Annotated in this window: 12 protein-coding genes; 10 read left to right on the forward strand and 2 right to left on the reverse strand. The window is 62.9% G+C overall.

The annotated features are described in order from the left end of the window. Window positions 1-155 precede the first annotated feature (155 nt). A complete protein-coding gene (gene greA, locus AC3WMU_RS18535; protein ID WP_006222879.1) occupies window positions 156-632 on the forward strand; it encodes a transcription elongation factor GreA in 477 nt (158 codons plus the stop codon). A gap of 129 nt (window positions 633-761) precedes the next feature. Here greA and AC3WMU_RS18540 read toward each other — a convergent pair whose 3' ends face one another. Beyond that, window positions 762-1,364, reverse strand: a complete 603-nt coding sequence (locus AC3WMU_RS18540; protein WP_088590513.1) for a YhbY family RNA-binding protein — start codon at window positions 1,362-1,364, stop codon at window positions 762-764. A gap of 18 nt (window positions 1,365-1,382) precedes the next feature. Between AC3WMU_RS18540 and AC3WMU_RS18545 the strand changes: the two genes are divergently transcribed. The 5 genes from AC3WMU_RS18545 (at window position 1,383) to AC3WMU_RS18565 (ending at window position 7,348) form a co-directional block, all read left to right on the forward strand. Then, window positions 1,383-2,015, forward strand: a complete 633-nt coding sequence (locus AC3WMU_RS18545; RefSeq protein ID WP_006222881.1) for an RlmE family RNA methyltransferase — start codon at window positions 1,383-1,385, stop codon at window positions 2,013-2,015. A 219-nt stretch (window positions 2,016-2,234) separates the two neighbouring features. Beyond that, window positions 2,235-4,124: an ATP-dependent zinc metalloprotease FtsH gene (gene ftsH, locus AC3WMU_RS18550; protein ID WP_006222882.1), complete on the forward strand. Its 1,890-nt coding sequence runs from the start codon at window positions 2,235-2,237 to the stop codon at window positions 4,122-4,124. Between the two features lie 18 nt (window positions 4,125-4,142). Then, on the forward strand, window positions 4,143-4,988 hold the full coding sequence (folP, locus tag AC3WMU_RS18555; RefSeq protein ID WP_006222883.1) for a dihydropteroate synthase: 846 nt from the start codon (window positions 4,143-4,145) through the stop codon (window positions 4,986-4,988). After that, the gene (gene glmM / locus AC3WMU_RS18560; RefSeq protein ID WP_006222884.1) at window positions 4,985-6,328 is read left to right on the forward strand and encodes a phosphoglucosamine mutase; all 1,344 of its coding nucleotides are present in this window, start codon (window positions 4,985-4,987) and stop codon (window positions 6,326-6,328) included. Before folP ends, glmM begins: the two co-directional genes overlap by 4 nt. A 213-nt stretch (window positions 6,329-6,541) precedes the next feature. After that, on the forward strand, window positions 6,542-7,348 hold the full coding sequence (locus AC3WMU_RS18565) for a GNAT family N-acetyltransferase (RefSeq protein WP_088590516.1): 807 nt from the start codon (window positions 6,542-6,544) through the stop codon (window positions 7,346-7,348). Window positions 7,349-7,551: 203 nt separating this feature from the next. Here the strand turns inward: AC3WMU_RS18565 and ppx are convergent, their stop codons facing one another. Further along, window positions 7,552-9,039: an exopolyphosphatase gene (gene ppx / locus AC3WMU_RS18570; RefSeq protein WP_006222886.1), complete on the reverse strand. Its 1,488-nt coding sequence runs from the start codon at window positions 9,037-9,039 to the stop codon at window positions 7,552-7,554. Between the two features lie 219 nt (window positions 9,040-9,258). Between ppx and ppk1 the strand changes: the two genes are divergently transcribed. From ppk1 to pstA, 4 genes are all read left to right on the forward strand, one after another. Further along, complete coding sequence (ppk1, locus tag AC3WMU_RS18575; protein WP_035212371.1) at window positions 9,259-11,334, forward strand: polyphosphate kinase 1; 2,076 nt, start codon at window positions 9,259-9,261, stop codon at window positions 11,332-11,334. A 219-nt stretch (window positions 11,335-11,553) separates the two neighbouring features. Next, window positions 11,554-12,594 carry a phosphate ABC transporter substrate-binding protein PstS gene (gene pstS, locus AC3WMU_RS18580; protein WP_006222888.1) on the forward strand — a complete coding sequence of 347 codons (1,041 nt, stop codon included), beginning with the start codon at window positions 11,554-11,556 and terminating at the stop codon, window positions 12,592-12,594. Between the two features lie 160 nt (window positions 12,595-12,754). Beyond that, window positions 12,755-13,771, forward strand: a complete 1,017-nt coding sequence (pstC, locus tag AC3WMU_RS18585; protein WP_035212374.1) for a phosphate ABC transporter permease subunit PstC — start codon at window positions 12,755-12,757, stop codon at window positions 13,769-13,771. A 26-nt stretch (window positions 13,772-13,797) separates the two neighbouring features. Further along, window positions 13,798-14,652 (forward strand): phosphate ABC transporter permease PstA, encoded by an 855-nt coding sequence (gene pstA / locus AC3WMU_RS18590; protein ID WP_006222890.1) that lies wholly within the window; start codon window positions 13,798-13,800, stop codon window positions 14,650-14,652. Window positions 14,653-14,699: the final 47 nt, after the last annotated feature.

Below are 14,699 nucleotides of genomic sequence, written 5' to 3' on the forward strand. Positions count from 1 at the left end.
TTGCCCCGGTTCCGACCCGAGCCGGGGTTTTGTTTTGGTCGTCCGCGCCGCAGGTCCTGCCCACAAGGCAACAGACACCATGTGCGCGCCTGGGTAACGACCTTCACCGAGAACGCTCCTTCGGGGCGTTTTTCTACTTTTGTTTGGGAAACGACATGTCTGCCATTCCTTTGACCGTGCGCGGGGCCGAGCGCTTGCAAGAAGAGCTCCACCGGCTGAAAACCGTGGAACGTCCTGCCGTGATTAACGCGATCGCCGAGGCGCGTGCGCAGGGTGATCTGTCGGAAAATGCCGAATACGATGCCGCTCGCGAGCGCCAAGGTTTCATCGAGGGTCGGATTGCCGAACTCGAAGGCACGCTTTCCAATGCCCATCTGATCGATCCGTCTTCCCTGGAAGCCGAAGGCCGCGCCGTGTTTGGCGCCACCGTCGACATCGAAGACCTGGATTCGGGCGACCGCGTCACGTACCAAATCGTCGGCGACGTTGAAGCCGACATCAAGTCGAATCTGATTTCCGTGTCGAGCCCGGTGGCGCGCGCGCTGATCGGCAAGAGCGAAGGCGATGTCGTCGAGGTCAAGGCCCCGGCTGGCGTTCGCGAGTATGAAGTTCTGGGCGTGCGTTACATCTAACGCATCCACCCAAGCAGGTAGCTGTCAAAACACCATAGTCCGAACCCTGCGTTCGTCTTGATTCCGCGGTACAGTCGCGGATCGCTATGGGGGACCGGGCGCGTAAAGCGCCCGTTTTTGTGCCCAGCCTTACCTTTTCGACGTCTTGCGGCTGGTGCCGCTGCGTGCCCCGGCCCGAAGGCTGAGTGCGCTGCCGGCGCGACGAGGAATGCCGTGGCCGCTGTCAGTAGCGCGTTTGTTGCTGGGACGCATGGGCTTGCCGTTCTTATTGAGCTGGTCCTGCGGCACGAAACGGGTTTTGGCCGGCTTGGGCTCTTCGGACTCGCTGCGGCGCGGACGCTTGCCCAGGGTCTTGCCTTCGGCAGCCAGCTTCTTGGGCGTGTAGGGCTCGGAGGCGCGGCGCTTGGCAGGGGCTTCGGGCTCCCTGGCGGCCAGCGCGGCAGGCTTGACGTTGCCGGCCAGCGGGCGGAAAAGAATCAGGGTCTTGCCCAGGTGATGCACCGGGGCGCAGGACAGAGTGTCGCAAATCGTCGACAACATGGTGTCGCGGGCCTCGCGGTCGTCGCCACCGGCGCGTACCTTGATAAGGCCGTGCGAAGACAGTGCCAGGTCGATTTCCTTGAGCACGGCTTCGGTCAGGCCATTGTCGCCAATCAGGACGACGGGGCGCAGGGGGTGGGCGGCGGACCGAAGGTCGCTGCGCTCACGAGAGGTAAGTTCTAATATAGGCATGCGTGGAATTGTACGGTAATGGCCAAGAATAAATTCTCTAAAGACTGGATTCACCAGCACATCAATGATCCCTATGTGAAGCTGGCGCAACAGAAGGGCTATCGGGCCCGTGGCGCGTTCAAGCTGATCGAGCTTTTGGATAATGAAAAGCTGCTGCGCCGGGGCGACCTGGTCGTGGACCTGGGTTCATCGCCCGGTAGCTGGTCCCAAGTGGTGCGAGAGCGCCTGACGGGGCCGGGCGGGATCGTGGACGGACGTATTATTGCGCTGGACATGCTTCCCATGGAACCCATTGCGGGCGTGGAATTCATCCAGGGCGACTTCCGCGAAGATGAAGTCCTGAAACAATTGGAAGACATGGTCGGATCGCACGCGGTGGACCTTGTTATTTCAGACATGGCCCCCAACTTGTCAGGCGTGGGGATTGCCGACGCCGCGCGCATCCAGCATGTTTGCGACTTGGCGATGGAGTTTTCCCGCGCTCACCTCAAGCCCGACGGGGTGCTGATCGTCAAAGCTTTCCACGGCAGCGGTTTTTCGCAGATCGTGCAAAGCTTCAAGCAGCACTTCAAGCGGGTGGTCGAGCGCAAGCCGAAGGCGTCGAGGGCGAAGTCCTCTGAAACCTTTCTGGTTGCCCGCGATCTGAAGTAACCCCGGTCCGGGGCCTGTTGCTCCGGAACCCAAAAAAAACGCTACCTGCTTGGCGAGACAACGACCTAACAAATCACGAATCAGACGTAAATACACGGGCCCCAGGGATCCCAGGACGCAATCGGGTCCAACAGGGTAGAATGGGCTATTGACATACTTGTGACTGTGCCATATGCGGGTGCGCGGTCGCCGGTCGGAATCGAAAGCAGGAGATCGACCTTGAATAATTCATTTTCGAAAGTCGCTGTCTGGATGGTGATAGCCCTCGTGCTATTTACCGTCTTCAAACAGTTCGACGGACGCGCTCAGACCCAGGACGGCGTGACCTACACGCAGTTCATGGACGACGCCAAGGCGGGACGTATCCGCAAGGTCGACGTTCAAGGCGACGTGCTGTACGTCACCCCGGACGCGGGCCGCGCCTATACGCTGACTTCGCCGGGCGACCTCTGGATGGTCTCCGATCTGCTGAAGTACGGCGTGCAGGTGTCGGGCAAGCCGCGCGAAGAGCAATCGCTGCTGATGAGCATCTTCGTGTCGTGGTTCCCCATGCTGCTGTTGATCGGCGTCTGGGTGTTCTTCATGCGACAGATGCAAGGGGGCGGCAGGGGCGGCGCGTTCAGCTTCGGCAAGTCCCGCGCCCGCATGCTTGATGAAAACACCAACCAGATCACGTTCGCTGACGTCGCCGGCTGCGATGAAGCCAAGGAAGACGTCCAGGAACTGGTCGACTTCCTGCGCGACCCCAGCAAGTTCCAGAAGCTGGGCGGCCGTATTCCGCGCGGCGTGCTGATGGTCGGCTCGCCCGGTACCGGTAAGACGCTGCTGGCCAAGGCCATCGCCGGCGAAGCCAAGGTTCCGTTCTTCAGCATCTCGGGTTCCGATTTCGTTGAAATGTTCGTCGGTGTGGGCGCTGCCCGCGTGCGCGACATGTTCGAAAACGCCAAGAAGCACGCTCCCTGCATCATCTTCATCGACGAAATCGATGCGGTGGGCCGTCAGCGTGGCGCCGGCCTGGGTGGCGGCAACGACGAACGCGAACAGACCCTGAACCAGATGCTGGTGGAAATGGACGGGTTCGAATCCGGCCAGGGCGTCATCGTGATCGCTGCCACCAACCGTCCCGACGTGCTGGACCCGGCCTTGCTGCGTCCCGGTCGTTTCGACCGCCAAGTGGTTGTGCCGCTGCCCGATATCCGTGGCCGCGAGCAGATCCTGAAGGTCCACATGCGCAAGGTTCCGCTGTCGCCTAACGTCGACGCGACCATCCTGGCCCGCGGCTGCCCCGGTTTCTCGGGCGCCGACCTGGCCAACCTGGTCAACGAAGCCGCTCTGTTCGCCGCGCGCCGCAATGGCCGCACGGTGGATATGTCCGACTTCGAAAAGGCCAAGGACAAGATCATCATGGGTGCCGAGCGCCGCTCCATCGTGATGCCCGAAGAGGAACGCAAGAACACCGCGTACCACGAATCCGGCCACGCGATCGTTGCCCGCCTGCTGCCCAAGACCGACCCGGTCCACAAGGTCACCATCATCCCGCGCGGCCGTGCGCTGGGCGTGACGATGCAGTTGCCCGAAACCGACCGCTACAGCATGGACAAGGGCCGCTTGCTGTCCACCATCGCTGTGCTGTTCGGCGGCCGCATCGCTGAAGAGCTCTTCATGGACCAGATGACGACGGGCGCCTCGAACGACTTCGAACGCGCCACCGCCATCGCTCGCGACATCGTCACGCGCTACGGCATGACCGACGAACTGGGCCCCATGGTCTACGCCGAGAACGAAGGCGAAGTGTTCCTGGGCCGCAGCGTCACCAAGACGACGCACATGTCCGAAGCCACCATGCAGAAGGTGGACACCGAGATCCGCCGCATCATCGACGAGCAGTACGGTGTTGCGCGCAAGATCCTGGAAGAGAACCGCGACAAGGTCGAAGTGATGACGTCGGCCCTGCTGGAATGGGAAACCATCGACGCAGACCAGATCAACGACATCATCGAAGGCCGTCCGCCGCGTCCCCCGAAGACGCCGCAAGGCCCGTCGGATTCGGCCGACACGCCGCCGACCACCGGCCTGGCGGCTGGCGGTAGCACGGCAGCAGCTGTCTGAGGTTTTTTGTCCTGAGTTATGGCAAATAACTTTCTTTGCGGGCGCTTCGAGTTTGATCTCGAGCGCCCGCTTGTCATGGGTATCGTCAATGTCACGCCGGATTCCTTTTCCGACGGCGGCCAGCACGACGATACGGATTCCGCAGTGGCGCACGCGCGCCAGTTGATCGAAGAGGGCGCGCAGATCCTGGATCTGGGCGGCGAGTCCACGCGCCCGGGCGCTGACCCGGTCTCGGTGGCGGACGAACTGGACCGGCTGCTGCCGGTGATCGAAGCGCTGCGCGATTGCGGCGTGCCGTTGTCCATCGACACTTTCAAGCCGGAAGTCATGCGCGCCACGCTGGATGCGGGGGCGGACATGATCAACGACATCTACGGATTCAGGCAGCCTGGCGCGATCGAGGCCGTGGCGCAATCGCGCTGCGGGCTATGCGTGATGCACATGAAGGGCGAGCCCCGCACGATGCAGGCCAGCCCGCCCGAATACACCGACCTGATCGGCGAAATTGGACTCTTCCTGGGCGCACGCGCGCAAAAGCTGCGTGCGGCCTGGATCGATCCCCGCCGTATCGTGCTGGATCCGGGCTTCGGTTTCGGCAAGACGGCGGACCAGAATTTTCAGTTATTGCGCCGGCTGTCCAGCCTGCGCAGCACGGGTTATCCATTGCTGATCGGCCTGTCGCGTAAAAACATGATCGGCCAGGCCACTGGCCGGCCCGTTGGCGACAGGTTGTCCGGCAGCATTGCCGCTGCCCTTGCCTGTGTGTCCCGGGGGGCTTCCATCGTGCGTGTGCACGATGTTGCCGCCACCGTGGATGCCCTTAAGGTATGGCACGCGGCTGAACAAGGAGCAATCAGTTCATGATTCGACGCAAGTATTTTGGTACGGATGGAGTACGTGGCGAAGTCGGCGGTCCGGTGATCAACGCCGAATTCGCCTTGCGCCTGGGTTACGCGGCTGGCCGCGTGCTGGCGCGCGAACATGCCGCGCGCGGCGGTAGCCGTCCGCAGGTCGTGATCGGCAAGGACACCCGCATTTCGGGCTACATGCTGGAATCCGCCCTGGAAGCCGGCTTATCGGCCGCAGGCATCGATGTGTTGCTGGCCGGGCCGATCCCGACGCCCGCCGTGGCCTACTTGACCCGGGCGCTGCGCCTGGTGGCGGGTATCGTCATCAGCGCGTCGCACAACCCTTACCAGGACAACGGCATCAAGTTCTTCTCGGCGCAGGGCATGAAGCTGCCCGACGAGATCGAAGCCGACATCGAAGCCGCGTTGGACGAGCCGCTGGGCTGCGTCTCCTCCGAGGGCCTGGGCCGCGCGCGCCGCATGGCCGATTCGCAGGGCCGCTACATCGAATTCTGCAAGAGCACGTTCCCCAACGACCTCGACTTGAACGGCATGAAGATTGTGGTGGACGCCGCGCATGGCGCCGCCTACAACATCGCGCCGCACGTGTTCCGGGAGTTGGGCGCCGAGGTGCATGCGATTGGCGTGCACCCAGACGGCTTCAATATCAACAAGGGCGTGGGTGCCTTGCACCCCGAAATGCTGGTGCAGGAAGTGAAGGCCCGTGGCGCCCAGCTGGGTATTGCGCTGGACGGCGACGCCGACCGCCTGCAGGTAGTGGATGGCGACGGCCGCATCTATAACGGCGACGAACTCCTGTACGCGATCGTGCGTGAACGCATGCAGCGCAACAAGGTGGACGGCGTGGTCGGCACGCTGATGACCAACTTCGGTTTCGAGCGTGAGATGGAGCGCCTGGGCGTGGGCTTCGAACGCGCCAACGTGGGCGACCGCTACGTGCTGGAGCAGATGCAGTCGCGCGGTTGGCTGTACGGCGGCGAAAGCTCCGGCCATCTGCTGTGCCTGGATTGCCATTCGACGGGCGACGGCATCATCGCTGCGCTGCAGGTCCTGACGGCGCTGCGCCGCAACAACGTGTCGATGGCGCAATGGGTCGGTGATCTGCGCATGTATCCGCAGAAGATGATCAACGTGCCGCTTGCCCCGGGCCAGGACTGGAAGACGCATGCTGGCCTGACCGCCGCGCGCAAGGCGGTCGAGGCTGAATTGGGCGGCCGCGGCCGCATCCTGATCCGCGCGTCGGGGACGGAACCGAAATTGCGGCTGATGGTCGAAGCCGAGGATGAATCCCTTGCCGTGTCGTGCGCCGAGAAGCTTGCCGCCAGTCTGGGGTAAGTGCGATAGGCCTATTTGGACGAAAGCCACCCACCGTCAGCGGGGGTGGCTTTTGTGCATTCAAGGCCGGTATTCAATTGTAAAGTTTTGTCGAGATTTGCCTAAAGTTGACCTATCTCCCCCGAACTAAACTTCATAGTCACGTAACATATTGGTCAAGTCTTTGACATACAGGGCGTCCACACTGACTGGACTCTCTAGGAGCTTCGCGCAATGCTGGAACTAGCACGCATCAACCCAAGCCGTAATCCCGCCGAACCATTCACGGGCGCCGCCCCGAAGGTGCTGGCGGTCGGCCTGGCGCGCACAGCTGAAGAAATCGAGCAGATTCAGCGTCTGCGCTACGAGGTCTTCACTGAGGATATGGGCGTGGTATTTCCCGACGCCCAGGACGGTATCGAACACGATCGCTTCGATCCCTTCTGCGAACACCTGATGGTCCGCGAAATGGACACGGGCCGCATCGTCGGCACGTACCGGATCCTGACGCCTGAAAAGGCGCGGGAGGCGGGCGGGTACTACTCGCAATCCGAATTCGATCTATCGGGCCTGGGTTCGATCCGCGACAACCTGGTCGAAGTCGGCAGGTCGTGTACGCACGCCGACTACCGCAACGGCGCCGTCATCATGCTGCTCTGGTCCGGCCTGGCCGAGTACCTGCGTCGTGGCGGTTACGAATACGTGCTGGGTTGCGCAAGCGTCAGCCTGCGCGACGATGGCGTGACCGCCGCGGAAGTCTGGCGCACGATTTCCAAGCAGCTGCCGCAGGACAATGAGCCGCGAGTCATGCCGCTGCACCGGTATCCGGTGGAAAAGCTGAACAGCTCGTTGCCGGCCCGGGTGCCGCCGCTGATCAAGGGTTACCTGAAGCTGGGTGCCAAGGTTTGCGGTGAACCCGCCTGGGACCCGGATTTCAATGCCGCGGACTTCCCGGTATTGCTGAAAATGGACCGCATGGACGAGCGCTACCGCCGTCACTTCGGTCTGGATCAACCTGCGGCCGTGAACGGCCAGCGCTGATCGTCATGCGCCGCCTGATCCGCCGTATGAAGATCAGATTGATACGGCGGGCCACGCGGCCCTTGCGCATGGAGCTCAAGCAGCTCCATCGCCAGACGGATCTGTCGCCGTTCTGAAGAAAAAAACGGGCGATGGCTTTGCAGCCATCGCCCGTATTGTTTTTACCGTCAAGCCGCCTTTTCTCCGGCTTGACGGCTATCCGATCAGAATTCCAGCAATTCGAACGAAAACCCCACCTTGTTCCATTCCGCTTCTTCCGCACGCAGCGTGAAGTCGCTTAACGGGTGCTGGGCCAGCCATTCGCGGTTGACGCGCACCACGATGGAGTTGTCGCGGACCGAGGCGGTCAGCGGCAGCGGTTCGATTTCGCCGCGGCGGCGGAACAGCAGGACGGCCAGGCGCAGGCTCAGGATGGCCTTCCACTGCGGGCGCGTGCGGATCAGCGGTTCCAGCTTGGTCAGCTTGCCCTGATGGCCCAGTGCCAACAGGGCAAGCAACTGCTGGTCGGCGCGGGAGAAGCCCGGCATGTCGGCGTTTTCCAGCACGTACGCAGTGTGCTTGTGATACGCGTTGTGCGCGATCGACAGGCCCACCTCGTGCAGGTCCGCGGCCCATCCCAGGGCCGGGCGCAGCTCGGCGCGCTCAGGGCCTTCGGGGAACATGGCGTCGAACAGCGTCAGTGCAGCGTGGCGCACGCGGCGGGCCTGGTTCACGTCGACGTGGTAGCGCTTCATGAACTGGCGCACCGATTCGTCGCGCTTGTCGTGTTCGTCGTCGCGGCCGAGCAGGTCGTACAGCACGCCCAGGCGCAGCGCGCCGTCGCCCGTGTGCATGACCTCGATGCCCAGTTCATCGAACAGTGCGCTCATGATGGCCAGCCCGCCAGGCAGCACGTCGGAGCGCTCGATCTTGATGCCCGGCAGTTCGGACGGGATGACCCGGCCAGAACGCACGATGCGGTCTTTCAGCTTGGCCAGGCCCGCGCGGGTGATGCCGCGGTCGGAGAAGCGGCTTTCGGTCAGGATTGCGAACAGCGCCTTGGCAGTGCCGGAAGAGCCATAGGCTTCTTTCCAGCCCATCTTGCGGTACTGCTTGGCAATGACTTCGATTTCACGCCGGGCGGCCAGTTCGGCCTGCTTCATCTGGTGCGCATCCACCACGCCGTCCGAGAAGAACTGGCGGCTGTAGCTGACGCAGCCCATGTACAGCGAGGACATCAGACCGGGCTCGTGTCCCTTGCCGATGATGACTTCGGTGGACCCGCCGCCGATGTCGATGACCAGCCGTTTGTTGGGCGAGGGGGGCAGGGTGTGGACCACGCCCGAGAAGATCAGGCGGGCCTCTTCGCGGCCGGCGATGACTTCGATGGGAAAGCCCAGGGCGGCTTCGGCGCGCGGCAGGAAATCCCGCGTGTTGCGGGCGACCCGGAACGTGTTGGTGGCAACCGCGCGGACGCGGTTGGGGTGGAAACTGCGCAGGCGGTCGCCAAAGCGCTCCAGGACGGCGATGGCGCGTTCGATGGCGTCGTCGCCCAGGCGCTTTTCGGCATCCAGGCCGGCGGCAAGCCGGACGGTTTCCTTGAGACGATCGATCTGATAGATCTGGGGCGTACCGTCCTGTTGAACGATGCGTCCGATGGAGAGGCGGAAGCTGTTGGACCCGAGGTCCACCGCGGCCAGAAGTTGATCCATGCGGCTCGTAATATAGGCTTTGAGGTGGCCTGATTATAGAGACCCCATATGACAGTGCCCTGAGCTACGGGTTTTCGCTTATGGAACAGGGGCTTGGCGGAAACAGGGCGCGCGCTATACGTCCCGATTTTGGCGTACGCTACGGATTTGGCGTCGTGTCATAGAACCGTCACTTATTTGCAGTAAAACTCCACGCTCCCCCTACGTATGGAATCCGGTATGCCCACACGCCCGCCTGGCGAGCCCTTGCTCATGAATCGCGAGTTGTCGCTGCTCAAATTCAACGACCGTGTGCTGGCGATGGCGGAAAATCCCAAGACGCCTTTGCTGGAACGCCTGCGGTACGTGTGCATCGTCAGTTCCAATCTGGACGAGTTCTTCGAGATCCGGATCTCGAGCCTGAAAGAGCAGCAGCGCCAGTCGCCCAATATGGTCGGCCCTGACGGCATGACGCCGGACCAGGCGTTCGAAAATGTCCAACAGGCGGTGCATGCTCTGGTTGCGCGCCAGTACAACCTGCTGAACGACGAGATCCTGCCGGCCATGCAGGCCGAGGGCATCACCCTGCATCACGCGTCCGAATGGAACGCCGAGCAGCAGGAATGGGCGCGCGACGTGTTCAACCGCGACGTGATGCCGCTCTTGACCCCGATCGGGCTGGACCCGGCGCACCCGTTTCCCCGCGTCTACAACAAGAGCCTGAATTTCATCGTGTCGCTGGCCGGGGCCGATGCCTTCGGCCGCCAGGCCTCGATTGCCGTGGTGCAGGCGCCGCGCGCACTGCCGCGCCTGATCAAGATGCCTCCGGCGCTGTCCGGCCACCCCGAAGGTTTCATCCTGCTGACCTCCTTGCTGCGCGCCTTCGTGGGCGAGCTGTTCCCGGGGCTGGAGATGCTGGGCTGCTACCAGTGGCGGGTCACGCGCAACAGCGACCTGTTCGTGGACGAGGAAGAAGTCACCAACCTGCGCCATGCGCTGCAGGGAGAGCTGTCGCAGCGCAATTTCGGCGCCGCCGTGCGGCTGGAAATCGACAAGCTGACGCCCGTCGAGCTGGAAACCTTCCTGCAACGCGAGTTTTCGCTGACGGCCCAGGACACCTACCGCGTTCCGGGGCCGGTGAATCTGTCGCGCCTGATGCAGCTGTGCAATTCGGACTTGCGGCCCGACCTGCTGTTCCCGGACTACCGTGCACCGGTGCCGGCCCCCTTCGATCGGGTGGGCGACAAGCCGTCCGAGCTGTTCGAAGCCGTGGCCGAGCAGGACCGCCTGCTGCATCACCCTTACCAGTCGTTCCAGCCCGTCATCGACTTCCTGACGGCGGCCGCGCTGGATCCGGACGTAATGGCGATCAAGCAGACCATCTACCGCACCGGCGAGGATTCCGAGCTGATGAAGATCCTGCTGGCTGCCGCGCGCGCCGGCAAGGAAGTGACGGTGGTGGTGGAGCTGATGGCGCGCTTTGACGAGCAGACCAACATCAACTGGGCGTCCAAGCTGGAAGAGGTGGGCGCGCACGTGGTGTACGGCGTCGTGGCGCACAAGACCCACGCCAAGATGGCGGTAGTGCTGCGCCGCGAAAATGGCCGCCTGCGCCGCTACGCGCACTTGGGCACGGGCAATTACCACCCGCGCACGGCCAGGCTGTACACCGACTTCGGGCTGCTGACCGCGGACCCGAAGCTGTGCGAGGACATGGACAAGGTCTTCGCGCAACTTACCGGGCTGGGCGCGCGCCGTTCGCTCAAGGCGCTGATGCAGTCGCCTTTCACCATGCACGACGGGATGGTGGCGCTGATCCGCGCCGAGGCCCGGGCGGCCAAGGCGGGCAAGCGTTCGCGCATCATGGCCAAGATGAATTCGCTGCTGGAAGAGCAGATCATCGAAGAGCTCTACAAGGCCAGCCAGGCCGGCGTGAAGATCGACTTGATCGTGCGCGGCGTCTGCGCGCTGCGGGCGGGTGTGCCGGGGCTGTCCGAGAACATCCGGGTGCGCTCCATCGTGGGGCGCTTCCTGGAGCATTCGCGGGTGTTCTATTTCTATGCGGACGGCGAGGAAACGGTTTACCTGTCGTCGGCGGACTGGATGGACCGCAACTTCTTCCGCCGCGTGGAAATCGCTTTCCCGATCTATGACAAGACCTTGAAGAAGCGCGTGGTCGACGAGGCGTTCACGTATGCGCTGCGCGACAACCAGCTGGCCTGGCAGCAGCAGCCGGATGGCGATTACGCCCGGGTCAAGAGCCGCCGCGAACCTTTCAACCTGCATCTGTACCTGATGCAGAAACTGGGCGTGTAACCGAGCAAGCTGTCACACGGGGAATCGTCCCTGAATATCGCGGCCACCCCGTTTTTCAGGGTGGCCGCGGTGTTTTTCGGGGGTGGAATTGGTGTCGCATGAAGCGTATGTGACTGTCACTATCTTGTCACGTTGGGCTTCTAAGATGCGAGGGTCGCTGAAAGACAGGCACCGAAAAAGCCTGACCAGACTCCTCCAACGAGCACAGAAGGAACCCTGATGTTCAAACGTGTCTTCAAACAAGTTTCCCTGGGCGTCGCGCTGAGCGCCGCCGTTTTCGCCGTCCAGGCCGCCGATGTGACCGGCGCCGGCGCATCGTTCCCGTACCCCATCTACGCCAAGTGGGCTTCCGACTACAAGGCTGCCACCAACAACGCGGTCAACTACCAGTCGATCGGTTCGGGCGGCGGCCAGCAGCAGATCATCGCCAAGACCGTCGATTTCGGCGCTTCGGACGATCCCATGAAGGCAGCTGACCTGGAAAAGAACGGCCTGCTGCAATTCCCGGCCGTGATCGGCGGTACCGTGGCGGTCGTCAACGTCGACGGCGTCGAGCCGGGCAAGCTGAAGCTGTCGGGCCCCGTGCTGGCCGACATCTTCCTGGGCAAGATCAAGAAGTGGGACGACAGCGCCATCAAGGCCCTGAATCCCGACCTCAAGCTGCCTTCGGCCGACATCATCGTCGTGCACCGTTCGGACGGCTCGGGCACCACCTTCGGCTGGACCAACTACCTGTCCAAGGTGTCGGCTGACTGGAAGTCGCAAGTCGGTGAAGGCAAGGCCGTCAAGTGGCCCACCGGTCAAGGCGGCAAGGGCAACGAAGGCGTCGCCGCCTACGTCGGCCAGCTGAAGAACTCGATCGGCTACGTGGAATACGCCTACGCCAAGCAGAACAAGCTGGCCTGGACGCAGCTGCAGAACAAGGAAGGCAAGTTCGTCCAGCCGGAGCAGAAGGCATTCGCCGCTGCGGCCGCCAACGCCGACTGGAAGAGCGCGCCGGGTATGGGCGTGGTCCTGACCGACGAGCCGGGTGCCGATTCGTGGCCCGTCACCGCCGCCACCTTCATCCTGATCCACAAGTCGCAAGACAAGCCGGCTCAGGGCAAGGCCGTGCTGGAGTTCTTCGACTGGGCGTTCAAGAACGGCGCCAAGTCGGCTGAAACGATGGACTACGTGCCGCTGCCGGAAGCCGTCACCAAGGAAATCCGCGCTGCTTGGGGCGAAGTGAAGGCTGCCGACGGCAAGGCCGTCTGGAAGTAGGATGGGTGTAGCGCGCGGGGAGCTCTGGCAAGAACGCAGACCTCTCAGCGCGCGTAACCCATCAAGCAGCCGTCCCAGCCATTCTGCCTGTCAGAAGAACCGGGGCGGCTAGCCGCAAGCCCCCGATGTTTCCCCTCAGTTTCCCAAGGAAAGTCCATCCATGAGCGCGGTAATGGATAATAGTGTGCCGCTTTCGCCCAGCGTGGCGGACTCCGTGACTACCGGCACGCCTTCGCCTATGAAGCAAAATAAAAATGCGCTGATGGATGCGCTTTTCAAGAATCTGACCCGCCTGTTCGCCTTCCTGGTGTTCATCCTGCTGGCGGCGATTCTCGTATCCCTGATCTACGGCAGCCGCGAATCGCTGGCCAAATACGGCCTGTCGTTCCTGTGGCTGAACGACTGGGATCCCGTCAATCAGAACTACGGTGCCGTGGTGCCGATCATCGGCACGCTGCTGACCTCGGCCATTGCGTTGATCATCGCGGTGCCCGTCTCGTTCGGCATCGCCATCTTCCTGACCGAGTTGTCGCCGACCTGGCTGCGCCGCCCGCTGGGCACCGCCGTGGAAATGCTGGCCGCGATCCCGTCGATCATCTACGGCATGTGGGGCCTGTTCGTCTTCGTGCCGGTGTTCCAGCAGTACGTGCAGCCCTTCCTGATCGCCACCCTGGGCAGCGTGCCCGTCATTGGGGGCATCTTCGCGGGCCCGCCGTTCGGCATCGGCATCTTCACGGCTGGCCTGATCCTGTCGATCATGATCATCCCGTTCATCGCCGCTGTGATGCGCGACGTGTTCGAACTGGTGCCGGCGATGCTGAAGGAATCGGCCTACGGCCTGGGCAGCACGACCTGGGAAGTGATGTGGCGCGTGGTACTGCCCTTCACCAAGTCGGGCGTCATCGGCGGCATCATGCTGGGCCTGGGCCGCGCACTTGGCGAGACGATGGCCGTCACGTTCGTGATCGGCAACGCCTTCAAGTGGTCCGGTTCGCTGTTCTCTCCGGGCAACTCGATCGCGTCGGCCTTGGCCAACGAATTCAATGAAGCGGGCGGCATCCAGAAGTCGGCGTTGCTGGAACTGGGCCTGATCCTGTTCCTGATCACGACGATCGTGCTGGCCCTGGCCAAGGTGCTGCTGGTTCGCCTGTCTGCCGGCGAAGGCAAGAAGACCTGACCCGACGCGAGCACAAGGAAAAGATCATGGCTGTCTCCGTACTCAATATGCAGAATGGAATCTACCGCAGGCGCCGCGTGGTCAACCGCATCATGCTGGCGGTGTCCCTCGGAACCCTGGCGTTCGGGCTGTTCTGGCTGTTCTGGATCATTCTGACGCTGCTGACCAAGGGCGCACCCGCGCTGTCGTACACGCTGTTCACGGAGATCACGCCGCCGCCGGGGCAAACTGGCGGACTGATCAACGCGATTTTCGGCAGCGTGGTGATGGCGGGCGTGGGCACGCTGATCGGCACGCCGGTCGGCATCCTGGCCGGCACCTACCTGGCGGAATACGGCCAGCGCGGCTGGCTGGCCCCCGCGACGCGCTTCTTGAACGACGTGCTGCTGTCGGCGCCGTCCATCATCATCGGCCTGTTCATCTACGCCGTGTACGTGGCGCAGGTGGGGCACTACTCCGGCTGGGCGGGGGCGCTTGCGCTGTCCATCCTGGTGATTCCGGTGGTGGTGCGCACGACCGACAACATGCTGCTGCTGGTGCCCAACAGCCTGCGCGAAGCCGCGGCGGCGCTGGGTTGCCCCAAGTGGCGCATGATCACCCTGGTGTGCTATCGCGCCGCCAAGACCGGCATCATCACCGGCGTGCTGCTGGCCATTGCCCGGATCTCGGGCGAGACCGCGCCGCTGCTGTTCACCGCGCTGTCCAACCAGTTCATGTCGTTCAACATGAATGCGCCGATGGCCAACCTGCCGGTCGTGATCTACCAATACGCCGCCAGCCCCTTCAAGGACTGGAACGACCTGGCCTGGGCCGGGGCCACGCTGATTACGTTGCTGGTGCTGGGCATCAACATCATTGCCCGCAACATGTTCCGCAAGTAAAGATCGCTTTGCCGGCGCGCATGGCGCGCCGGAGCCAAGGGAAAAGA

It is taken from the genome of Achromobacter sp. FW305-C-13 (assembly GCF_058783475.1).